The organism is Halomonas shantousis, from assembly GCF_054654615.1.
In genome coordinates this window covers 2,051,302-2,074,420 of the sequence record NZ_BAAIER010000002.1, presented here as the reverse complement: position 1 = coordinate 2,074,420, position 23,119 = coordinate 2,051,302, and the positions used below count along the sequence as shown (strand labels likewise).

Genomic DNA, 23,119 nt, shown 5'->3' with positions numbered 1-23,119 from the left:
GAGTCCTTAGCGCGTCTCTGCGTTATCGATCGCCGCATCATCCTGGCCAGTGGCGTTGATGCTGTCATCGCCGGCGAACTCCGGTCGTGGATGCATATAGGTACGACTGACATCGATCACCACGATGTCCATCAGGAAACGTCGTCCCAACAGCACGGGATAGGTCAGGTGGGTCCGGTCATTGAGCGTGAACTCCACACGCTGTTTTATGGGCCCCAGTGTCATCAGCAGACGCACGACCGGGCGGCTTTCGCTACCCGAAGCCTGCAGAATCTTGACCGACCGGGACACGGGTGCCTCGATCCACTGCTCCTGGATGCCTGCGCTCGCGGCATCGTCATCTTCCAGCGCAAGCTTGAATCGAACCCAGTTTTCACCGTCGCGCTCGAACTCGGTGATGTCCTTGGCCGACAGAGACGAAGTATTGGCGCCAGAATCGACACGGGCCTTGAGGTAGGTACCGATCGAGGGAAAGCCGACCCATTCGGTGCGCCCCACGATCTCCTTGTTGTCTACGGGGCTTTCCGTGTCGGTGGGACAGGTACGGATGATTTGCGGGCTATCGTCGAGATTCTCGACATCGGCTCGCAAGCCTCGCAGCAACACGCCGTTGTCGGTAATGCCGGCCATTACCCGCTGCGTCTTTTCGGCATGTTCTCGCAGCAGTTCCGTCTGAACATTGCATTGTTGAGCCAGCAGCTGCTCAAGCTGACCAATGCGCGTATCGAGCTGCATCGGAGTGACAGTCTCAGGAGCAGGAGGCGAATCTGACATGGCCGTACAAGCGGTCAGGGATAGCATCCCCATGAACAAGGCAGGCAACGCAAAAGATCGGATCGGCATTACTGATTCCAGTTCGGCAACGCTTCCAGCGAGAAACGCGTCAAGGGTTTGGCAACCCTGATGAGAATGGTGTCCGCTCAGAGTCGGGCGGCAGGAATTAAGCTGCACAAGATGATAAGGGCTGGGTTGCGGCACGTCCATGCGCAGAGGGCTGAGTCAGCGAAAGCTGTGCGGCTGGACACCATGGATTTAACATAATATTTATTATACGAACAGGCTGCAGCTTCGTTGTCTGTCGGATCCGATGACATGGACACACATCGATGGATGCACCTCATGGCCCTAAGCATAAAAAAGGATGCTCCTTCCGGAGCATCCTCGGCTAGCTTGTCTGGCTGGCCGGTTTTATTCGTCGGCCGGTGCGTAAGAGCCGTCTTCGCGGTGCACTTCACGTCCGGTCAGCGCCGGATTGAAGACGCAGGCTACGGTCATGCCTTTTTCCTTGCCGCGCAGCAGATGTTCGTCATTGAGGTTCAGCAGATACATGTCGCCGGCCTTGATGGGATGAATCTTGCCGTCGGCCAGGGTTTCCACTTCGCCTTCGCCTTCGTAGCAGAAAACCGCCTCGAAGTGATGCTTGTAGTGAATGTGGGTTTCGGTGCCCGGATGAATGCGAGTAATGTTGAAGGAAAATCCTACATTATCATCGGCCAGAACCAGACGCGTGCTGTCCCAGTTGCCGTTTTCCGCTTCGACGAAACGGTCTGTCTTGCGACACTCCTCAAGATTACGCACGATCATATCAATCTTCCTTTTTGACAGGTCAACACAAAACAGGCCGGCCCGTAACTGACGGGCCGACCGTACACGCTAGAGACTAGCTGGCAGGCTGACAAGCACGATACTTGTCAATGCAGCGATCAAGACAATGCTTCCTTGGTGCTCTTGTCGAGAATATCGAGCGCTTCGTTAAGGTCTTCATCGCTGATTGCCAGCGGGCATAGACACTTGACCACGTGACCGTCCTGACCACTGGTTTCGATGATCAGCCCGTTCTTGAAGGCCTGCGCAGTGATCTTGTCGGCGATCTCGCCACGGCCGACATCGATACCGCGCATCAGCCCACGGCCGCGTTCGCTGGCCGGATACCCTTTCTCAGTGATCCAGGCGGCAATCTGCTTGAAGCGCTCCTCGACGATTTGCCCCTTGCGCTGAACCTCGCGCTCGAAGGTGTCATCGCTCCAGAAGTGGCGAATCGCGGCAGTTGCGGTGACCATGGCCAGGCTGTGGCCACGGAACGTGCCGTTGTACTGGCCGGGCTTCCACTTGTCGAGTTCGGGACGCATCAGTACGTGGGCAAACGGCAGGCCGAAGCCGGACAGGGACTTGGAGTTGGTGATGATGTCTGGCGTGATGCCGGCATGCTCGAAGCTGAAGAACTTGCCGGTACGGCCGCAGCCGGCCTGGATATCATCAACAATCAATAGAATGTCGTTCTCGCGACAGATCTTCTCGAGACGTTTCATCCATTCGATACCGGCGGGAGTGATACCTCCCTCCCCCTGTACGGTTTCGAAGATGACGGCTGCCGGAAAATCCATGCCGCCGGACTTGTCGCCCAGCAGCTTCTCGAAGTAGTCCAGCGTATCGATGCCCTCGCCCAGATAGCCATCATACGGCATGAAACTGGAGCCCTGAGTGGGAATGCCGCCGGTGGCTTCGCGGAACTTGCGATTGCCCGTGGTGGCAAGTGCCCCCATGGTCACGCCGTGAAAGCCGTTGGTAAAGGCGACGATGTTGTGGCGCCCCTTGACGACACGTGCCAGTCGGATTGCGGCTTCGACGGCGTTGGTACCGGTCGGCCCCGGCAGGTGGACCTTGTAGTCGAGACCGCGCGGCTTGAGAATGTTCTCTTCGAGCGCCTCGAGATAGTCGCGCTTGGCCTTGGTCCACATGTCGAGACCATGGACGATGCCGTCGGAGGCAATGTAATCGAGCAGCGCTTCCTTGAGCTTGGGATGGTTATGCCCATAGTTCAGCGTGCCGGCGCCGGCCAGGAAATCGATGTATTCCTTGCCGTCCTCGGCGTACAGGCGCGCACCCTTGGCCTGGGTGAAGACCGTAGGAAAAGAGCGAGAATAGGTGCGAACTCCGCACTCCATCCGTTCCAGAATATCAGTGATCATGTTCATGCTTGCTCCACCTTCCTGGTGTCAAATCAGATACGTTGAGGCTCGAAAGGACCGATCCGGACCAGATTTTCCGGATCGTGCTCTCCGCCAAGTTGATCTGTCGAGAAGTATTCACGGCTATTCAGCGGCGCCTGCCAGCGGTCCGCCAAGCGCTTGAACAGCCCCCACGATGCTTGGTTATCAGGTGTGATAGTGGTTTCCAGGTGGCGCACTTCAGCCAGCTCCGGACGGCTCAACACCGCTTCGACGAGACGGCGGGCCAGTCCAGTGCCTCGGGCCTTTTCGCCTACGGCCACCTGCCACAGGAAATAGGTATCGGGTGCACTGCGTTTCACATAGCCTGAAACGAAACCGACAATTTCCCCTTCCTCGTTGGTGGCGACTGCGCAGCTATCCCGGAATTGGGTGGCAAGCAACAAATAGGCATAGCCTGAATTGACGTCCAACGGGGGGCAGGACTTCACCAGCTCATAAATACCCCATCCATCATCCGTGGTCGGCTTGCGAATGAACAATGGCTTATCGGCACTGCCGACCACGGCATCCGCAACACTCGGGCGGGCCAGATCGGCTGAAGGCGTGAAGACTTGTGTGGTAGCGTTCATATCTATATTTCGCAGTTGGCGAATTCACTAGCAATGATAACAGGAGCTTATAAAGCAATCAAATGGGGACTTATCAAGGTCTTATAAAACAATAATGAGAGATTATGAGCATGCCCCTCCGGCAAACGTCACATACGTGACTCGCTCTGGATGGATTCAGTCTAGTTCACTCTGGCGCAGTGATGCCCGCCATTAGCGGGAAAGAGTCAGAAAACGAAAAAGGCCGCGTTGCGCGGCCTCTGGACTGCATGAGCGATCAGCGACGGGTGACGCTGCGCATGGTCACGAATTCCTCGGCCCCAGTGGGATGGATGCCGACAGTGGCATCGAAGTCAGCCTTGGTCAGCCCGGCCCTGACGGCGATGGCGATGCCCTGGATCACCTCGCCCGCCTCCTCGCCCACCATGTGAGCGCCGACGACACGATCGCTGGCATCATCGACGATCAGCTTCATCAGGCAACGCTCCTCACTACCGGACAGCGTGTGCTTCATGGGCCGGAAGTCCGCACTGTAGATGCGCACCTCCCCGAAACGCTCGCGGGCTTCCTCCTCGGAGAGGCCGACCGTGCCGATGTTAGGATGACAGAACACGGCGGTGGCAATGTTCTCGTAATCCAGCGGACGTGGCGAGGTCTCGCCATAGTGGATCTGAACCAGGTGCATGGCTTCTGCCAGGGCCACCGGTGTCAGTTCCGGGCCTCCGATGATATCGCCCAGTGCCAGGATGCTGGGCTCGGAAGTTTCGTAACGCTCATTGACCTTGATCGTGCCATTGGCGTTGAGTTCCACGTCCAGCGAATCGAGTCCCAGCCCGGCAAGATTGGGACGCCGCCCCGTCGCGCCAAGTACAGCGTCGACCTCGATTTGCTCACCGTTGGTAAGCGTCACCAGCAAGGCATCGCCCTGGGGATCGACTCGCTCGATGGTGGTCTCGAAATGCAGGTTCACGCCCTTCTTCTGCATTTCGTTGCGGGTGAATTCCCGCACTTCGCGGTCGAAGCCACGCAGGAACAGCTCGCCACGATAAATCAGGTGCGACTCGCTGCCCAGACCATTGAAGATGCTAGCGAATTCGACGGCGATGTAGCCCCCGCCGAGTACCAGGAAGCGCTTGGGAAAGGTCTCGAGGTCGAAGACACGGTTGGAGTCGAGCACGTGCTCGTGACCGGGGAAATCCGGAATCCACGGCCAGCCGCCCGTGGCGACGAGGATCTTTTCGGCACTGTAGCGCTGCCCGGCGACTTCGACGGTATGGGGATCGACGATCGTGGCGCGACCGTTGATCAACTCTACGTTTGCGCCATCGAGCAGCCGGCCGTAGATTCCATTGAGTCGCTGGATCTCCTTGATCTTGTTATCGCGCAGCGTTGCCCAGTCGAAATGCGGGGCCTCGGGCAATGTCCAGCCGAAACCGGCACTGTCGGTAAATGCTTCGTGGAAATGAGCGGCGTAGGAATATAGTTTCTTCGGGACGCACCCTACATTGACGCAGGTACCGCCAAGGTAGCGATCCTCGGCGATGGCCACGCGGGTGCCGGTTGCCGCTGCGGTACGGGCCGCGCGCACTCCGCCTGAGCCGGCTCCGATGACGAAAAGGTCAAAGTCGTATTGCGCCACGTCGATCTCCTGATGCGTAAAATATCGGCGATGATACCAGCCCAGCGTCCCTTCAGGGAGAGGTGTCTCAGGTTGACCCGGATCGCGGGCTCAGAGTAAAAGCCCTAACATGACAATGGACTAGAGGATAATGACCAATCCATGAACGACATCGACAAGCTTCTCGAACAGAATCGTCGCTGGGCGCAATCGATCAGTGAACGAGACCCCGATTTCTTCTCTCGGCTCTCCCAGCAGCAGAATCCGGACTATTTATGGATCGGCTGTTCCGACAGCCGCGTCCCGGCCAACCAGATCATCGACCTGCCTCCCGGCGAGGTGTTCGTCCACCGCAACGTGGCCAACATCCTCTACCACAATGACATGAATGCCCTGTCAGTGGTTCAGTTTGCCGTCGATGTATTGAAAGTGAAGCACATCATGATCGTGGGCCACTATGGCTGTGGCGGCGTCAGGGCCGCCATCGCCGGGGGCGAGAACGGCATGGTCGACTACTGGCTGCACAATGTGCGCGAGCTCTACAACCAGCATCGCGCGCAGCTGGAACATCTGCCGCTTGAGCAGCAGGTCGATCGAATGTGCGAAATCAACGTCAAGGCGCAGGTGGCCAACCTCAGCCGCACCAAGATCGTGCAGCGCGCCTGGCTGAGAGAGCAGCCGCTCTCGGTGCATGGCTGGGTGTATAGCCTGAATGATGGTCGGGTCACCGATCTGGACACCACTCTGTCGGGGCTCGAACAGGTGGCCCAGCTGTACCGCATGGACCGCCTGGTGCCCTCCCCGGACGCCTGAAACGTCATGAGTCCTGCCGCCTGCCGGCGGCAGGATCAGCGCGATTTGAAGCGCCGGTGACAACTCTTGCAGCTCAGAGCGACGTCGCTGAGAGCCTGCCTGGCAGTGTCGTAATCCTCAGCCTGTGCCGCCTGATTCAGTGCGTCTACCCGGGCCTCGAGATCATCGAATCCCTGCGCGAAAGCTTCCCAGTTCTCCCAGATCTCGGGGCGCGCCTGGGAGTCGCCGCCCAGGCTCTTCATGCGAAACGCAGGCAGCATGTGCTCGCCATTGGCCTTCTCCTTCAACAGGGCCAGAGGTTCGCGCGCCGCTTGTGGATCGGTATGCACCACTAGAGAGAAGCGCAGCTTTTTGAGAGCGCGTTCAATGGCCTTGAACTCTTCGCGTCGCCACTCGATGGCCTGCTCTGGCGTGTCCCAGGTCTCAGTAGAGGTTTCGTCAGGCATCGTCTCGGTGTCAGCGGCTCGCACCAGGGGCGTGGCCGTCAGAAGGGCCGGTATCAGCATCAGGGGCAGCAAACGCAGTAACGTCATCATGGATATCCTTGGTCAATAGGATTGAGGCAGCGGAACGCAGAGTCACGCTGTTATATATCTTGCAGGAAAAGTTCTGATCGAAGCATTTCGAAGTTTCGCCCGGCTTGCGTTATTCAGTCCATGCATGAGGTCAGTGACAATTTCGATTGTCGCCGGGCGACGCCCTTCTTTATGTTGTGTTAACGGCTATACAGCCGCATAACAACATTACCATGGGCTTTTACATGACATTCAAGAAGACTTTGCTGGCCACTCTGGTCGGTGCGGCGTTCAGCCTTCCGCTGGCAGGCATGGCACAAACCGCAAGTCCCGATGGCGATATCACCCTGCGCGTGGCATATGACGCGGATCCGGTATCCCTGGATATTCATGAGCAGCTTTCGGGGGGCATGCTCCAACTGTCCCACCTGACCCATGATCCGCTGGTACGCTGGACCAAGGACTTCGACTTCGAGCCGCGCCTGGCGACCGACTGGGAGCGGATCGATGACACCACCATGCGTTTCACGTTGCGTGACGGCGTCAAGTTCCACTCCGGCAACGATTTCACCGCCAAGGACGTGGTCTGGACCATCGAGCGTCTGAAGCGCAGCCCGGACTACAAGGCCATCTTCGAGCCCATCGAGAGTGCCGAGGCGATCGACGCGCATACGGTAGAAATCAAGACTCAGAAGCCCTATCCGCTGCTGCTCAATCTCGCGACCTATATCTTCCCCATGGACAGCGAGTTCTATTCCGGCACGACCGCGGACGGCAAGGACAAGAGCGAGATCGTCAAGAGCGGCAATTCCTTTGCCTCGCGCAACACTTCAGGGACCGGCCCCTATACCGTCACCAGCCGTCAGCAAGGCGTGAAGGTCGAATTCGAGCGCTTCGACGATTACTGGGATACCCAGTCGCCAGGAAACGTCGACCACATTGTCCTGACGCCGATCAGCGAGAACGCGACACGCGTCGCCGCCCTGCTCTCCGGCGATGTCGACTTCATCGCTCCGGTGCCGCCCAATGATCTCGATCGTGTGCGCGCCGACAAGAACGCCGACCTCGTCACCATGTCGGGGACTCGCATCATCACCTTCCAGCTCAACCAGAATCGGGTCGAGGCGTTCAAGGATCCTCGCGTGCGCCTGGCGTTCAACTACGCCGTCAATCAGGAAGGCATCGCCGACCGGTTGATGAAGGGCTTCGCCACTCCCGCTGCCCAGCTGTCTCCTGAAGGCTACTCCGGCCATAATCCGGAGCTGACGCCGCGCTACGATCTGGAGAAGGCCAAGCAGTTGATGGAGGAAGCCGGTTACGCCGACGGTTTCAGCATCACCATGATGGCGCCCAACAATCGCTACGTGAACGATGCCCAGATCGCTCAGGCCGTTGCCGCGATGCTCTCTCGCATCAATGTCAAGGTGGACCTCAAGACGCTGCCTCTTGCGCAGTACTGGGATGAGTTCGATGACCGTGCTGCCGACATGATGATGATCGGCTGGCACTCAGACACCGAGGACTCGGCAAACTTCTTCGAGTACCTGACCGAGTGCCCGAATCCGGAGACCGGCGCCGGCCAGTACAACTCGGCCAACTACTGCAATCCGGAAGTCGATGCCATGGTGGACGAGGCCAATACCATGATCGACCGTGAGCAGCGGGCCGAGCTGCTGCAGGCCGTGGAAAAGGCCCTGTATGACGATGCCGCCTTCATGCCGCTGCATTGGCAGGATCTTGCCTGGGCGGCCCGCAAGGGTATCCAGATCGAGCCGGTACTCAACGTGATGAACTTCCCCTACCTGGGGGACCTCGTCGTCGAGGAGTGATCTTCATCGCCACTTGCCCGGCTCCGTTCATTGGCATGGCGGGCGGTGGCTTCCTGCCAGTGGCTTAACTCATCCAAGCTCGGAAAAGACGCGGACGCTCGTAACGTCCGCGTCCTTTTCGTCTGCAGACAGGACACGCAATCCATGATTGCCTTTCTGATCCGGCGGCTGTCGCACGCCATCCTGGTGATGCTCGTCATCAGCATCATCGGCTTCTCCATACAGAGCAATCTCGGCGACCCCATTCACCAGATGGTTGGCCAGTCGGTTCCGGAAAGCGAACGGGCGGAACTGCGCGAGCAGCTCGGGCTCAACGACCCTTTCCTCGTCCAGTATCTGCGTTTCGCCAAGAACGCCGTACAGGGTGACTTCGGTTACTCCTACTTCTTCAACGAACCGACCACGCAAGTGATTCTCCGCCACCTGCCGGCCACATTGGAACTGGTCGCTGCGGCCACCCTGATCATCATGCTGCTGTCGGCCCCCATCGGGGTGTACAGCGCCATAAAGCCGCGCTCGCCCCTGTCACGTTTCTTCATGGGCGTCTCCATCGTCGGTATCTCGATCCCGGTGTTCCTCACCGCAATCGTGCTGATCCAGATCTTCGCCGTCGGGGTCAGCTTCACGCCCTTCCCCGAGGACACCGGCTGGGGCGCCTGGCTCAACGGCCTGCTGTCTACCGAAGGCGGCATGCCGGCCTACGGCCGAGGCAACGACCTCACCCACGTCTTCGGTACCTGGTACACCAATTTCGCCTCGCTCGATGGCTTAAAGTACCTGGTTCTGCCAGCTGTCTCGCTGGCCTCGATCATGCTGCCGCTGTTCATTCGCCTGATCCGCGCCGAGATGCTCGAAGTCATGCAGTCCGAGTACATCAAGTTCGCCCGGGCCAAGGGCATCTCCATGCGCCGTATCTATTTCCTGCATGCATTGAAGAACACCATGCTGCCGGTCATCACCGTCGGTGGCGTGCAGATCGGCACCATGGTGGCCTACACCATTCTCACCGAGACGGTATTTCAGTGGCCGGGAATGGGGCTGATGTTCCTCAATGCCATCAACCGCTCCGACATTCCGCTCATCGTCACCTATCTGATGGTGGTCGGGCTGATCTTCGTGATCACCAACACTCTGGTGGATCTGATCTACGGCCTGGTCAATCCCACCGTCAAGCTGACCGGGAAGCCTGCATGAACACGACCCTACAGACGACACCGTCACGCTGGACGCGGCTACGCAACTCCTACCTGTTCTACAGCTTCAAGCGGGACATCATTGCCCAGCTGTGTCTGGTGGTGTTCGTCGCCCTGGTTCTCGCGGCGTTTCTGGCACCCTGGCTGGCGCCGATGAATCCCTACGACCTGACGCAGATCGACATTCTCAGTTCCGAGCTTCCGCCGTTCTGGGTCGACGGCAGCGATCCCATGTATCCGCTGGGTACCGATGCCCAGGGGCGCGACATGCTCTCCACCATTCTCTACGGGGCGCGGGTATCGTTGATCATCGGTTTCGGCGCGGTGATCCTTCAGGCATTGATCGGTGTCACCTTCGGCCTGTTGGCAGGCTATCTGGGCGGGCGTGTGGATACCTTCCTGATGCGACTGGCCGATATCCAACTGTCGTTCTCCACGCTGATGGTGGCGATCATCGTCGGCGCGGTGATCAAGGCCACCTTCGGCGGTGCCACCTATAGCGAATATGCCGTGCCGATCCTGGTGCTGATCATCGGGCTCGCCGAATGGCCCCAGTACGCCCGTACCGTACGCGCCTCGGTGCTGGCCGAACGCAGCAAGGAGTATGTCGATGCCGCCCGGGTGATGGGCTTTCGCGCCAAGCGGATCATGTTTCGCCATATCCTGCCGAATACCCTGTCGCCGATCTTCGTCATTTCCACGGTACAGATCGCCAACGCCATCATCTCGGAGGCGGCGCTGTCCTTTCTCGGTCTGGGCATGCCCGAAACCCACCCATCGCTGGGTTCACTGATCAAGTCCGGGTTCGACTACATCCAGTCGGGATCCTGGTGGATCACCCTGCTGCCCGGCGCCGTGCTGGTCGTGCTGGTGCTGGTCATCAACCTGCTCGGTGATTGGCTGCGCGACGTCATGAACCCCCGACTCTACAAGGGCTGATGCACATGGCATTACTCGAAGTCTCCAATCTCGACGTGCGCTTCGCCCTTCGCCAGGGTGAGGTTCGCGCGCTTCGCGATGTCAGTTTCACCCTGGACCGCGGCGAGCGCCTCGGCATCGTCGGCGAATCCGGCGCGGGCAAATCCGTCGCTGCCTTCACGTTGCTGAACCTGATTTCCAAGCCGGGTTACATCGCCGGAGGCAGTATCCGCTTCGATGGCCAGGACCTGACGAAGCTATCATCGCGTGCCTTGCAGCGTATTCGAGGCAATCGCATGTCGATGATCTTTCAGGATCCGATGATGACGCTCAACCCGGTGCTGTCGATCGGTGAACAGATGGTCGAATGCCTGAAGGCTCACCGGCGCATTTCAACTCGCGAGGCACGCGCCATCGCCCTGCAGAAACTCCAGCAGGTGCATATCCCCTCGCCCGAAAAGCGGCTCGATCAGTACCCTCATGAACTTTCCGGCGGGATGCGTCAGCGCATCATCATCGCCATTGCTCTGCTGCTCGATCCGGACATCATCATCGCCGACGAGCCGACCACGGCGCTGGATGTCACCATCCAGGCCGAGATCATGGCGCTGCTGCTCGAGTTGTGCGAGCAGCACAATGTCGGTCTGATCCTGATCACCCACGATCTGGGCGTGGTCAGTCAGGTGACGCAGCGCACGCTGGTCATGTATGCCGGGCGCATCATCGAACAGGGGCCGACCCGGGAGATCATCAACGATGCCCAGCACCCCTATACCCAAGGGCTGATCAATGCCCTGCCGCAGATGGCCACACCGGGGCAGCGGCTCAACCAGATTCCCGGCGCCATGCCTTCGCTGTCGCGCATTCCCAGCGGCTGCGCCTTCCATCCGCGTTGCCAGTATCGTCTCGATACCCAGGACAATGCGCGACGGGACTGCGAGGAGACCGTGCCGGAATTCGTCGTCGCCGGTAACTGTCGAGTCGCCTGCCACATGGTGCGGGATATGCTCCACGAGAGGGAAACGCCATGATGACCGCTCAATCTCCTGCCAGCGACGCTCCTGCAGTCGACAGCACGCCTCTCTCGGAGACGACCACGGCACGTCCTCTGGTCGAGATCCATGGGCTAGAGAAGCGTTTCCCGCTGACGGAAGGGTTACTCGAGCAGCTGCGCTTCGAGCGCGGGCGGCTGGTCCGGCGCAAGGAGGCCGTGCACGCCATCAACGGCGTGAATCTCGAGGTCAAGCGTGGCGAGGCGCTATGCGTGGTCGGAGAGTCCGGTTGCGGCAAATCGACGGTAGCGCGTACCGTCATGGGCCTGTTGACGCCCAGTGCCGGTGAGATCCGCTACGACGGCGAACGCATCGATCACCTCAGCCCGCGCCAGTTGCTGCCGTACCGCCGACGCATGCAAATGATCTTCCAGAATCCTTATGCCTCGCTCAATCCGCGCATGACGATTCAACAGACGCTGGAGGAGCCGCTGCGTTTCCACCATCCCGACTGGACCCAGGACCAGATACGTAGCAAGGTCGCCGAGGTCATGGAATCGGTCGGCATCGACCCCGACTGGGGGGCGCGCTTCGGCCATGAGTTTTCCGGCGGCCAGCGTCAGCGCATCGCCATTGCCCGGGCGCTGGCCGTCGACCCGGAATTCATCGTCGCCGACGAGCCGATCTCGGCGCTGGATGTCTCGATTCAGGCGCAGGTGCTCAATCTGCTGATGGATGCCCAGACGCAGCGCAACCTGACCTACCTGTTCATTACCCATGATCTTGCGGTGGTCGAACACTTCGGGACTCGCGTCGCGGTCATGTATCTGGGGACGGTCTGCGAGTTGGCGGATACCCGCAGCCTGTTTGCCACGCCCCGTCACCCCTACACGCAGGCCCTGCTGTCGGCCATTCCGCGTCTCGAGGATGACCGGCCGGATTTCGTGCGCCTGTCGGGCGAGGTGCCGACGCCGGTTCACCTGCCCTCGGGGTGCGTCTTCCACGGACGCTGTCCGCACGCCAACGCTCGTTGTCGTCAGGAGGTGCCGCACCTGTTCGCAACCGACGGTGATAATCTTGTGGCCTGCCATGCGGTGGAAGAAGGCCGTATCTGATCGCCGGGACGGCCCGTTCGCTGCCTGCCCGTGACGGACGGACGGGCAGCGGTATCACATAATGGAAGCGCCGCACGCAACGAGGGCAGCATGCTACCGCCTGGCTTGCGCTCGCCGACTTATCGTTGCCCGTTGCTTCGGCAATTCTGTTCGCCACGAGACTCTAAGATGGAAATCCGCTGGCTGGAAGATTTCATTGCCCTGGCCAAGACGCGTCACTTCTCGCGTGCCGCCGATGAACAGAACGTCACCCAGCCGACGTTCTCGCGACGCATTCGCCTGCTCGAAGAAGAGATGGGCACGACGCTGATCAATCGGCAGACGCTTCCGCTGAGCCTGACGCCGGCCGGCGAGGAGTTTCTGCTGCTTTGCGAACAGGTCACCGAGCGGGTTCGGCTGACGCATGAGCGTCTGCAGAGCATTGCCTCGGTGGATGCAAGCCGTATCTCGCTGGCCGCGCCGCAGAGTCTGGTATCGTATTTCCTGCCCCAGTGGCTGGACGCCCACGGTCTGCGACAGCGCCTCATTCCCTACCTGCGTGCGACCAGTTGGCTACTGGCCGACTATTTTCAGGCGCTGGAGCGAGGCGAATGCGACATGGCGCTGTGCTACTGGCCACAAGGACGGTTCGACCTGGAGAGCGACTGGCAGGGGCTGCGTTACCTGACCATCGGCGAGGAGCGGCTGATTCCGGTCAGCGCCCCCGATGAACAGGGAAAGCCTCGCTTCGCCCTACCCGGCAAGCGGCGAATGCCGCTGCCGCTCATCGCCTTTCACCCCCGTAGCCTGATGGCCGCGGCGCTCGAGGCGCATCTGCAGCGCTCCTCGCAGCAGGCATATCTCATGCCTCTCAACGAGAATATCCAGACGGCCAATATCAAGGAGCTGGTGGCGCAGGGCTACGGCATGGGCTGGCTGCCCTGGCGGGCAGCGCGACAGGGCCTGGATTCCGGCGAGCTGGTACGTGCCGGCGATCAGCGCTGGGACGTTCCTTTGCACTTGCGGCTCTATGCGCATGAGAATTCTCGCCACCCCGGCCTCGACGATCTATGGAAACATTTACGGGAGACACTGCATGATGGACGACGCCATGACTGATGATCGGCTGAAATCGCTTCACCACGCCCACCTCGACAGGCTGGAGCGTGATTATGCCCGTGTCCTCGACGAGCAGGGGTATGACGGCGTATGGCTCTACAGCGGTCATCCCCACTATCATTTCGCCGATGATCAGCAAGCTTCCTTCGTCAGTTACGGCCATTTCGTCCATTGGTTGTCGGCTGCGGACATCGAGCACAGCTGGCTCTTGATTCGTCCCGGCCATCCTCCGTGCTTGTGGTTCTACGCGCCCGAGGATTTCTGGCATCTCAGCCCTGCCCTCCCTGGCGGTGTCACTGCCGAACGCTTTACCATCGAGGCACTGCGCGAACCACGCTTTACCGAGCGACTGCCGGGCAGGCTGGCGGTGCTGGGGGACGTCACGCCAATCCAGGCTCAGGCGCTTGGCGCCGAGGCCAATCCTGCCGCGCTCGTCGCGGCCCTGGATGAGCTACGTGTCTGCAAGAGCGACTACGAAATCGCCTGCATCGAAGAGGCCAACCGCCTCGCGCTGCGAGGCCATATGGCCGCTCGCGACAGCTTTTTCGCAGGCGACGCCGAACTCGACATCCAGCTTGCCTATCTCATGGCCAGCCGGCAGCGCGAATCTCATGTGCCCTACCAGAACATCGTCGGCGTCAACACTCATGCCGGGGTGCTGCATTATCAGCATTATGACCGGACACCTGCCGCACGACGCCATTCGCTGCTGGTGGATGCCGGATGCCGGGTGGCCGGATACGCCGCCGACATTACCCGCACCTGGGCCGGTGACGAGGCGCACGACACTTTCAGGGCCTTGGTGGAAGGCGTTGAAACCTTGCAGCAGGCGCTGATCGAAGAGATGCATCCAGGGGTCAGCTACGTCGAATTGCATCTCTCGACGCACCGCCACCTGGCTGCTCTGCTGAAACGCGAAGGCTTGATCAACTGCAGTGTCGATGCCGCGCTTGCCCGGGGCATCACGCGGGCATTCTGTCCGCATGGCCTGGGACATTTGCTGGGTATCCAGGTGCATGACGTGGCCGGACGGCAAAAGAGCGCCAGCGGCGAAACGCTGCCCGCCCCCGCCGAGCATCCGGCCCTGCGTCTGACGAGACCGCTGAAGACGGGCATGGTCGTCACCGTGGAGCCCGGGCTCTATTTCATCGACATGCTGCTCGAGCCCCTCAGACAGGGTCAGACAGGTCGTGATATCGACTGGGCAAGAGTCGATGGGCTGCGCGCTCACGGCGGGATTCGCATAGAGGACAATATTGCCATCACGGCCGAAGGTTCACGCAACCTGACCCGCCGCTGAACGACTTCGTCGAGCTGGATTGCCACGCTCGCTTGCGCTTGCCGGAACTCGGGGAATGGATAAGCTGAAGCTAGCAGACCGGGAATATCGCCATGTCACGCACGATCGTTGCCGCTGATTTTCGAGCGCCGCGGGGGCTGGGCAACTGCCATGTACAGACGCTGCTGCCGAGGTTGATGCCACGACGGCCGCTTGAACGGGATAGCGAGATTCTCGATCTGCCCGATGGCGATTTCGTCGAACTGGTCTGGGTGCGTCCGGCTCCCGTTGCCCCCGACGCACCCATCTTCCTGCTCTTTCATGGCCTGGAAGGCTCCTTCGACTCCCCCTATGCTCGCGAGCTGCTGTTCATGGCCTCGCGGCTCGGCTGGCGGGCCGTGATGATGCACTTCAGGGGGTGCGGCAAGACACCCAACCGCTTGCCGCGGGCTTACCATTCCGGTGATACGGCCGACGCTTACTGGGTGATCGGCCAACTCGGCGCACGCTATCCCCAGGCAATGAAAGTGGCTGCCGGCGTTTCACTGGGTGGCAACATGCTGATCAAACTGGTGGCGGAACAGGGCGGTGACGGGCTCGATCTGGCCGGGGCGATCGCCATCAGCGCCCCGCTCGATCTCGCGGCCAGTGCCGATGCCCTCAACCGGGGCTTCTCGCGCCTCTACCAGCGGCACTTGCTCAAATGTCTCAAACGCAAGATTGCCCTGAAGTTGGCCAGTGGCCCCTTGCCCATTCGTCTCTCACCTGAACAGATCAAGGAGCTCGACACCTTCTGGGCCTACGACAACGAGGTGACGGCGCCGCTACATGGATTCACCTCGGCCAGCGACTACTACCAGCGGGCCTCGGCAGGACGATACCTGGGTGAAATCGAACTGCCCACCCTGATTCTGCAGGCTGCAGACGACCCCTTCATGCCGGTGGACATGCTGACCCGGCTGCCTGCGCCATCGGATGCGGTGCGCATCGAGATCGCCCCTCAGGGGGGCCACGTCGGATTCATGGAGATGCACCGGGGCAGACTAGTGCCATGGTTGTGTCGCCGGGTGGAGGCGCAACTGCAGGACTGGACGACCATGACCCGGCGGGCACGAGCCACCGCCGGGCGCAATTGCTGATTCCGCTGCGCTCAGACGATGGGGCAGCTCACTCCGGTCCCTTTCAGGCCGCAATAACCGCCGGGGTTCTTGGCCAGGTATTGCTGATGATACTCCTCGGCGTAATAGAACGAATCGAGCGGAGCGATCTCGGTGGTAACGGCACCGAGCCTGGACGCCTGTAACGCCTGCTGATACTCGTCGCGGCTCTTCTCGACCAGGGGCAATTGTTCATCCCGCGTGGTGTAGATCGCCGAGCGATACTGGCTGCCGATGTCGTTGCCCTGACGCATGCCCTGGGTCGGGTCGTGCGCTTCCCAGAAGACGCGCAACAACTCGGGCAGGCCGATGACCGTGGGGTCGAAGACCACCTTGACGACCTCCGCATGGCCGGTCTTGCCGGTGCAGGTCTCTTCGTAGGTGGGGTTGGGTGTAATCCCCCCGGCATAGCCCACGGCCGTGACATGAACCCCGGGCAACTGCCAGAAAAGGCGCTCGGCGCCCCAGAAACAGCCCAGTCCCAGAACGATGGTCTCGCTGCCCTCGGGATAGGGCGGTATCATCGAGCGCCCTGTCACGTGATGTTCGCCACTGATGCGGATGGGCGTATCGCGACCCGGTAACGCCTCCTCGGCGGTGGGAAGACGGGTCTTGTTCAATGTCCACATGGAGAAACGCCTCGCTCTGATGGATGCAAATAGTAATGACTAATGTAAAGCATAGCGATTTCTGTCCCTGCGGCAGCCAACGACGCTTCGACGAATGCTGCGGCCCGGTGCATCAAGACCCTCGCTGCGCCTCGACTCCCGAGGCCCTGATGCGGGCGCGCTACACGGCCTTCGTCATGCAGGCGACCGACGTGCTGCTGGCGACCTGGGATCCGCAGCGGCGCCCTTCGCCCGAGGCACTATCCGAGCCGGGGCCACGCTGGATAGGGCTCACCATCGAAAATGCCCAACAGCAAGATGGGGACGGCAGCGTCACTTTTCGAGCCCGCTTTGTCGAGTCCGGCCGCTTCGGTGAGCTGTGCGAGACCAGCCGCTTCCGCTTCTCTGCCGAAGACGGTCATTGGCGATATGTCGACGGCGACGCTCAGTGGCATCGCCTCGATATCGGCCGCAACACGCTCTGCCCATGCGGCAGTGGCCTCAAGGCGAAGCGCTGCTGCGCCCGCGGCTGAAGGTATAGATCAGATCGACGGCCTGGGCCGCCCCGCTGACCACTTCGACATACAGATCCTGCAGTAGCCGGTAACGCAGGGTGAGTTCGGCGATCGGCGAGAAGACGCCCACGCCGTAACTCACCTTGAGATCGTCGAAAACATAGCCGCTGACCACGACTTGGCTTTCATCGCCGCTGCCGGCGGTATCGAGGCTAAGATCCTCGACACCGAATGCCTGGCCGATCTGGCCGACCACGCGGCCGCTGCGTGACAATGACAGCCCGATCAGCGCCGAAGCCAGCGCATTGTCGTCGCCCGAACTCTCCGGGGCCCGCCCGCGCAGCAGATAGGACAGGGCCCGGCTCTCGTCCATGGCGGGCTCCGAGAAGATCTCCAAGCTGGGCTGCGATGCCGGTCCGGTGACGCGTAATCCGGCAGTGACGTCATCCTCGGTCGTATCGGGGTTGCGTATCGCCTCGAACTGCAGGCGCGGCTGTGAGGCCGGACCGCTGAACAGCACCTGTCCCTGCCGAATCACCAGGTCCTGACCAAAGGCGCTGTAACGACCATTCTCCAGATTGATATCGCCGAAGAGCTGGACCGGGCCGGTGGATTGATGAATTTCCAGATTGCCGGTCAGGTCGGTTTCCAGACCGAACGCTGCCAGTGTAACGTCGTCTCCTAGGATCAGCTCGATACGAACGTCCAGCGCCATACCGGCTTCTGCCAGTGCCTGGGCCGCGGCTTCGCTCTGCTCCTCCGTCAAGTTTTCGGCCGCCATTCGGGCATCCTCGCGGCGCGTGATGATCACTTCATCGCTGCTGGGCGCCACCGCCGACTCCGGTACCTGCGACACCTCTATACGGGCCCAGGGTACCCGAACCTGACCTCGCACCCGCAGCAGGTCGGGATCGGCGTCAATCTGCAGATCCGGCGCCACGCGCAAGCGCCCGAATTGGGGCAACGTGACCAGCAGCGGTGACTCGACGCCGTTGACCTGCAGGCTGACCTGCCATTCGGCCGGCTCAGGCCAGGCTGCGGTCCCTTCGAGATTCAGGCGACCGCCGTTGTCTCCCGCCACAAAACCATCGATGCGGGCCGAGGTGCCCTCGAGAGCCACGGCCAGACGCGCATCCGCTATGGTGACCGGAATGTCGGTGCCCTGAACCTGGACATTCTCCAGCAGGAGATCGCCGTTCAGGCGTGGTGCCTCGAGCGTACCTTCGATCGCCACGTCACCGTTGAGCGCCCCTTCCAGCCTGCGCAGATCTCCAGCCAGCGCGCGATAAGGCGCGAGTTGCAGATCATCGAGCGTCATGCGCCCATCCAGGGCCCGACGGCCGGTAGGATCATCGATATCCAGATCCAGCGCTAGCCGTCCGGCCTCCTCCAGGTCAAGTGTCATCTCGGTACTGGCCTGGCGCGGCGTCGCCTGTGCCTGCAGCGCCAGAGAGGCTTGAGGCACCTGCCAGGGCTGGCCGGAAGCATCCTCACCGGTGATGCCGAATTCTCCTTCCAGGCTGGCATCGGCGGACCACTCTGCGCCACCGCCACTCCAGCGCACTGCCGTCTGGCCGTCGAGGTCGCCTGCGATCTTCCATTGCGGTGGCAGCGACTCGTTGAGCAGTGACAGGGGAATTTCACGAAGGATGAAAGCGGCATTACCCTGCTGGGCGGAGGCCTGCAGGGCTTCCCGAGAGCAGATGCGTCCTCCTTCTTCGCGTACCAGACAGAAAGGCTGCGCCTCGAGGCGCGAGGCGGCCAGATCGGCGCTAAATGGCAGTCCGTCCTCGAGGTGAACCTGTCCGTAATCCGTCTTGGCCATGAGTTGCGTGAAACGTCCCTCGTAGCGTTGGGTCCGCTGGTTCAGCCCTCCTTCCAGACTCAGTTGGGCACGCGACGCCGGCAACTCCTCTCCCAGATCGGTCTGGATGGTCAGCCGATGCTGGGAGAGGCGCCCGTCGAGCTCGGCATTGAGCGAAGAGATGCGATTGTCCGCCGCCACGATATCCCGCACGTCAAGGTCCAGGTTCAGGCGCGGATCCTCGAGTCCGGCGGTCTGAGCCTCGAGGCTCAGAGAACCCACGCGGTTGTCTGCGTACTGCAGTGCACTACCCTGCAGCTCGATGTCGAGCTGGGGTGCCTCCAAGGTGCCGCCGGCTTCAAACTCCCCATTCAGCGCGCCACCCAGTTCGGGGAGCAGCGTCGACAGCGCCGGGGCTTCCACCGAACCATGCAGAGCCAGCGTCTCGCCGATCCGCCCTTGGGCCTGGAGACGATTGCGGCCCTGGCGAAGCTCAAGGCGCTCGACCTGCCAATGCATGTCGCTGTCACCCTGCAGGCGCGCCTCGAGATTCAGGGGACGGTCCTGCAGGGTGCCGTCGACGGAGAGCTCAGGCAGATCGAGGTACCAGCCCTCGTCGGTCATGTTGAAGTTCAGACGGGCCTGACCGTTGAGCCTGCCATCCACGGCATCGGTAAACAGATTCAGGGGCAGACGATTCAGATTGATCTGTCCTTCGACGGCCAGATTCGGCACCCAGTGGATCTCGCCTTCACTGCGCAAGCTCCCCTGCCGGGTCTCCAGGGTCAGCGGCTGCCAAGCGAAGTGCTCGAGATCCCCGCGTCCGGTCAACGCCAACTGCGCCGGGGGAATTCCGTCACCCTCGCCGGCAGCGGAAAGCGCTACATGATATTCGTCGAGGCTGCCCGAGGCCTGTAGCGTCAACGTATCGAGACGGTATGCAGGCTGGCTCGATTGCGCCAGCTGGCGTGAAGCCGCGATCGCGGGAGCGTGGATCCCGTCATCCGAGCCCAGGGGCCCACCCGTGGCAGGCGGCGTCAGCGGCCAGTGCAGATCTTCGGCCTGCAACTCCACCGAGAAGGGCAACGCCGGTGCCAGGGCGTCCAGTTCGGCATTCAACCGTGCCGTGACATCCCCTTCGGCCTGCAGGGTGAGCACGAGCGATGCCAGGGATCCTGCTGCATCCAACACCACGTGTTGATCGGTAAGCGGCTCGCGGTGAATGTCGGCAACCAGGTGAGCCTCGAGGGGGTACTCGTCTTGCAGTCGTACCTGACTCTTGAGGCGAGCGCTGCCATCCGGGGTCTCCACATGCAACTGATCGATAGAAACCTCGCTGTCCTGGGCGCTGGCCGACAGGCGCAGTTGATCGACCTGATACGGTGTCGGCCCCTGCAGGCGGAAATCATCGACGATCAAGCGTGGAACATGGACATCCATCGGCAATTCGACATCGGGCAATGCCAAGCGTGGTGCCTCTTCCTTGCCATCTGGCGTCTGCGCCGTCACTGGCGGTATCGCGTCGGCAATGTCTTCGGCCGGGGTCTGCGGCACGACCTGCTTGGCGGCGGCGACATTCACATCGCTCGACAGTGGCTCGTCGACTGCTTGCGGCGATTCGTGCACTGCGTTGGCGGCATCGATCGCCTCCGCGGTGAGGCGGGAGGCAGCCTCCAGCGGCTGGAGCGCGAGTGTCTGGCCCGCGGATTGCGGCAACGCCAGACGGATTTCCTCCCAGCGGGTCGGCAGCAGCGTGACACGATGACCGGAAGCCCGCAGGCCTGACGTGAATCGCGCCCAGCTCAGCCGGGTACCATCGGGCAGATGAACCGACACATCCTCGAGCGCGAGGGCACGCAGCTCGATGGGAAAAGGAAGGTCGATACTCGGCATACCCTGCTGCGAGTCAGACGCATCCGGTGCGGGATCGTCAGCAGATTCGCCCTGCTCGAGGCGGATACGTGCCCCGCGAAGCTGCAAGGCGTCCAGGCACAACCGGCCATGGAGCAGACAATCATCGGCCCAGTTCAGACGCAGCAGATCGGCGGAGAGTTCCAGCGTGTCGGTCTCGACATGCAGGCCACGCAACACGAGTGTGTCGAGTGGCGCGCCTTCGACGCTCTCTACGCTCAGCCAGCCTCGCGACTCGCCTTGGGACACCAGCCAGGACGTTCCCCAGGGCGAAAGTGCCAGACCCAGCACAAGCAACAGTAACCCCAACAGCCAGAGTGGGACGTAAATCAGCGCGCGGATCAGAATTCCGGCCCGATGGCGAAATGCAGACGCCACGAGTCCTCCTCGTCGTCGAAGGGGTGAGCGATATCAAAGCGTATCGGACCGACCGGCGAGACCCAGCGGATGCCGAGCCCGGCCCCTGTCTTGAGGTCATCGGGCCACCAGGCATCGAAGGCGTTGCCGGTATCGACGAAGGCGGCTCCCCACCAGTCACCGGTCACACGACGCTGGTACTCCAGGCTCGCCGTCAGCAAGTGCTGGCCACCGAGCAGTTCGCCTTCCTCGTTTTCCGGTGACAGGCTCTCGTAGGAGTAGCCGCGCACGCTTCGGTCCCCGCCTGCGAAGAACCGCAACGAAGGTGGAACATCCTCGAAGGTGTCGGTGGCCATGGCGCCCACCCCCATCCGACCGACAAAGCGGTTGTTGCTGCCGAGCATGCGAATCCATTGGCTATCGAAGGTGGTTCGAACGAAACGGGCATCCGAGCCCCAGGCCGGGTCGGAAACTTCGATCGCCAGGCGCTGACGATCCCCCCAGGTCGGAAAGCGCGGATTGCGCGTGCGCACACGGGACCAACTGATGCCCGGATACAGCAGGAACACCTGGTTTTCCTGATCCGCCTGGACGAAGTCCTCGTATGCCGCCCGTAGATACACGTCCTGGCTCCAGCCATCGTCCAGCGTGTCGAACTCCCAGTGGCGGGCGAGTTCCACCGCACTCACGAAACTTTTGGTGTCCTCGTTGTCGAGACTCTCCAGGCCATAACGCAGCTGATAACTGTCGCGCAGCGGGTTTTCCAGAGGCATGATGTACTCACCGCTGAAGCGCTGCTCCGGAGCGGACAGGTAAAGCTCGTGCTCCAGGCTATGTCCCCGTGAGTTGATCCAGGGTCGGTCCCATGCGAAGCGCATCCTGGGACCGACATCGGTGGCATAGCCGACGCCGACTTCGAATTTGTGGCGGTCTGCGGGGATCAGGCTGACATCCACGGGTACGGTGGTACTCCGTTGCCCTGCCAGACGTCGTGAGGCGCGAATTCCCGCTTCGCCGATCATCGGCGTCGAGTCGGCGAGGCCCTCCCCCGTGACCTCCTGCCACCAGGTAGTATTCGCCGCCAATGCGAGAGGCTCTTCATCGACACGGGGGCGCACGGCAATGCCCCGAAACCAGTCGGTTCTGCTCAAGCGCTGGTTGTACTGGGCAAGGTCACCGGCCAGATAAGGCTCGCCCGGCGCAAAGGTCAGCATGCGGCGCAGACGTTCTTCATCGATCTGGCTGCCACTGTAGGTGACGTTGCCGAAACGGTAGCGGGGGCCGCTTTTCAGGTGAAGATAGATTCTTGCGCTCTCTTCCCAAGGGCGCACTTCGATTCGCTGATGCGTAAAACTGGAATCGAAGTAGCCGCGTTCCAGCGACAGCGTCGCCAGTTGGCTCTTGAAGCTTTCGTAGGGAGCATGGCGAAGCGCATCGCCTTCCGATAGAGGAAACTCGTCCAGCGCGAGCTGGAAGGCTTCGTCATCCCTGGCATCACCGGCAATGTCGATATCCAGCTCCGTGATATGAACACGCGGACCGGGACTGAGCGTGATGATCACTTCATCGTCAGGGAAGCGGCCGGGATACGCCGTCTCGATATTCGGCTGGTAATATCCGAAAGCCCGTAGCGCTTCCTGAGTACGCTGGCGAACGGCAGCATCCAGGCTCGTCTGGTCGGGCTCGTCAGCTGCTTCCAGCTCGACAAGATAATTCACCACGTTGGCAGCCGCCGGGCCGGATAGTCCACGCACCTCGGCATCCAGCGCCTGGGCAGTCTGTACCAGGCACAGCGCCAACCAGGGCAAACCGCAACGCAGCAGTGCACCGTACCGCAT

Annotated in this window: 19 protein-coding genes; 10 read left to right on the top strand and 9 right to left on the bottom strand. The window is 61.2% G+C overall.

Annotated features, from left to right (window positions below):
• Window positions 1-6 precede the first annotated feature (6 nt).
• From ACYQ12_RS09935 to gorA, 5 genes are all read right to left on the bottom strand, one after another.
• The gene (locus ACYQ12_RS09935; protein ID WP_459870904.1) at window positions 7-735 is read right to left on the bottom strand and encodes an ATP-dependent zinc protease family protein; all 729 of its coding nucleotides are present in this window, start codon (window positions 733-735) and stop codon (window positions 7-9) included.
• Between the two features lie 453 nt (window positions 736-1,188).
• Complete coding sequence (locus ACYQ12_RS09930; protein ID WP_459870901.1) at window positions 1,189-1,584, bottom strand: ectoine synthase; 396 nt, start codon at window positions 1,582-1,584, stop codon at window positions 1,189-1,191.
• Window positions 1,585-1,703: 119 nt separating this feature from the next.
• Entirely contained in the window at window positions 1,704-2,969 is a 1,266-nt protein-coding gene (ectB, locus tag ACYQ12_RS09925; protein WP_459874499.1) for a diaminobutyrate--2-oxoglutarate transaminase, read from the bottom strand.
• A 32-nt stretch (window positions 2,970-3,001) separates the two neighbouring features.
• Entirely contained in the window at window positions 3,002-3,580 is a 579-nt protein-coding gene (gene ectA, locus ACYQ12_RS09920; RefSeq protein WP_459870898.1) for a diaminobutyrate acetyltransferase, read from the bottom strand.
• 256 nt (window positions 3,581-3,836) lie between these two features.
• The gene (gorA, locus tag ACYQ12_RS09915; protein ID WP_459870895.1) at window positions 3,837-5,198 is read right to left on the bottom strand and encodes a glutathione-disulfide reductase; all 1,362 of its coding nucleotides are present in this window, start codon (window positions 5,196-5,198) and stop codon (window positions 3,837-3,839) included.
• A 141-nt stretch (window positions 5,199-5,339) separates the two neighbouring features.
• On the opposite strand from gorA, the gene can reads away from it, so the two are divergent.
• The gene (can, locus tag ACYQ12_RS09910; protein WP_459870892.1) at window positions 5,340-5,990 is read left to right on the top strand and encodes a carbonate dehydratase; all 651 of its coding nucleotides are present in this window, start codon (window positions 5,340-5,342) and stop codon (window positions 5,988-5,990) included.
• Window positions 5,991-6,025: 35 nt separating this feature from the next.
• Here the strand turns inward: can and ACYQ12_RS09905 are convergent, their stop codons facing one another.
• Window positions 6,026-6,526, bottom strand: coding sequence for a c-type cytochrome (locus tag ACYQ12_RS09905; protein WP_459870889.1), 501 nt, complete (start codon window positions 6,524-6,526; stop codon window positions 6,026-6,028).
• Between the two features lie 224 nt (window positions 6,527-6,750).
• Between ACYQ12_RS09905 and ACYQ12_RS09900 the strand changes: the two genes are divergently transcribed.
• The 8 genes from ACYQ12_RS09900 (at window position 6,751) to ACYQ12_RS09865 (ending at window position 16,068) form a co-directional block, all read left to right on the top strand.
• A complete protein-coding gene (locus tag ACYQ12_RS09900; RefSeq protein WP_459870887.1) occupies window positions 6,751-8,334 on the top strand; it encodes an ABC transporter substrate-binding protein in 1,584 nt (527 codons plus the stop codon).
• Between the two features lie 144 nt (window positions 8,335-8,478).
• Complete coding sequence (locus ACYQ12_RS09895) at window positions 8,479-9,528, top strand: ABC transporter permease (protein WP_459870884.1); 1,050 nt, start codon at window positions 8,479-8,481, stop codon at window positions 9,526-9,528.
• Window positions 9,525-10,466 (top strand): ABC transporter permease, encoded by a 942-nt coding sequence (locus tag ACYQ12_RS09890; RefSeq protein WP_459870881.1) that lies wholly within the window; start codon window positions 9,525-9,527, stop codon window positions 10,464-10,466. The genes ACYQ12_RS09895 and ACYQ12_RS09890 overlap by 4 nt, the downstream gene beginning before the upstream one ends.
• Before the next feature lie 5 nt (window positions 10,467-10,471).
• Window positions 10,472-11,476, top strand: coding sequence for an ABC transporter ATP-binding protein (locus ACYQ12_RS09885; protein ID WP_459870879.1), 1,005 nt, complete (start codon window positions 10,472-10,474; stop codon window positions 11,474-11,476).
• Window positions 11,473-12,552: an ABC transporter ATP-binding protein gene (locus ACYQ12_RS09880; protein ID WP_459870876.1), complete on the top strand. Its 1,080-nt coding sequence runs from the start codon at window positions 11,473-11,475 to the stop codon at window positions 12,550-12,552. The genes ACYQ12_RS09885 and ACYQ12_RS09880 overlap by 4 nt, the downstream gene beginning before the upstream one ends.
• Window positions 12,553-12,720: 168 nt before the next feature.
• On the top strand, window positions 12,721-13,650 hold the full coding sequence (locus ACYQ12_RS09875; protein WP_459870873.1) for a LysR family transcriptional regulator: 930 nt from the start codon (window positions 12,721-12,723) through the stop codon (window positions 13,648-13,650).
• Window positions 13,628-14,950, top strand: coding sequence for a Xaa-Pro dipeptidase (gene pepQ / locus ACYQ12_RS09870; protein ID WP_459870870.1), 1,323 nt, complete (start codon window positions 13,628-13,630; stop codon window positions 14,948-14,950). The genes ACYQ12_RS09875 and pepQ overlap by 23 nt, the downstream gene beginning before the upstream one ends.
• A 92-nt stretch (window positions 14,951-15,042) precedes the next feature.
• Window positions 15,043-16,068, top strand: a complete 1,026-nt coding sequence (locus ACYQ12_RS09865) for a hydrolase (RefSeq protein ID WP_459870867.1) — start codon at window positions 15,043-15,045, stop codon at window positions 16,066-16,068.
• Between the two features lie 11 nt (window positions 16,069-16,079).
• Here the strand turns inward: ACYQ12_RS09865 and msrA are convergent, their stop codons facing one another.
• Window positions 16,080-16,715, bottom strand: coding sequence for a peptide-methionine (S)-S-oxide reductase MsrA (gene msrA / locus ACYQ12_RS09860; RefSeq protein ID WP_459870865.1), 636 nt, complete (start codon window positions 16,713-16,715; stop codon window positions 16,080-16,082).
• Between the two features lie 35 nt (window positions 16,716-16,750).
• Between msrA and ACYQ12_RS09855 the strand changes: the two genes are divergently transcribed.
• Window positions 16,751-17,227 (top strand): YchJ family protein, encoded by a 477-nt coding sequence (locus ACYQ12_RS09855; RefSeq protein ID WP_459870862.1) that lies wholly within the window; start codon window positions 16,751-16,753, stop codon window positions 17,225-17,227.
• Here the strand turns inward: ACYQ12_RS09855 and tamB are convergent.
• The gene (tamB, locus tag ACYQ12_RS09850) at window positions 17,196-21,302 is read right to left on the bottom strand and encodes an autotransporter assembly complex protein TamB (protein ID WP_459870860.1); all 4,107 of its coding nucleotides are present in this window, start codon (window positions 21,300-21,302) and stop codon (window positions 17,196-17,198) included. The two genes, ACYQ12_RS09855 and tamB, sit on opposite strands and share 32 nt — an antisense overlap.
• The gene (gene tamA, locus ACYQ12_RS09845) at window positions 21,266-23,119 is read right to left on the bottom strand and encodes an autotransporter assembly complex protein TamA (RefSeq protein WP_459870857.1); all 1,854 of its coding nucleotides are present in this window, start codon (window positions 23,117-23,119) and stop codon (window positions 21,266-21,268) included. The genes tamB and tamA overlap by 37 nt, the downstream gene beginning before the upstream one ends.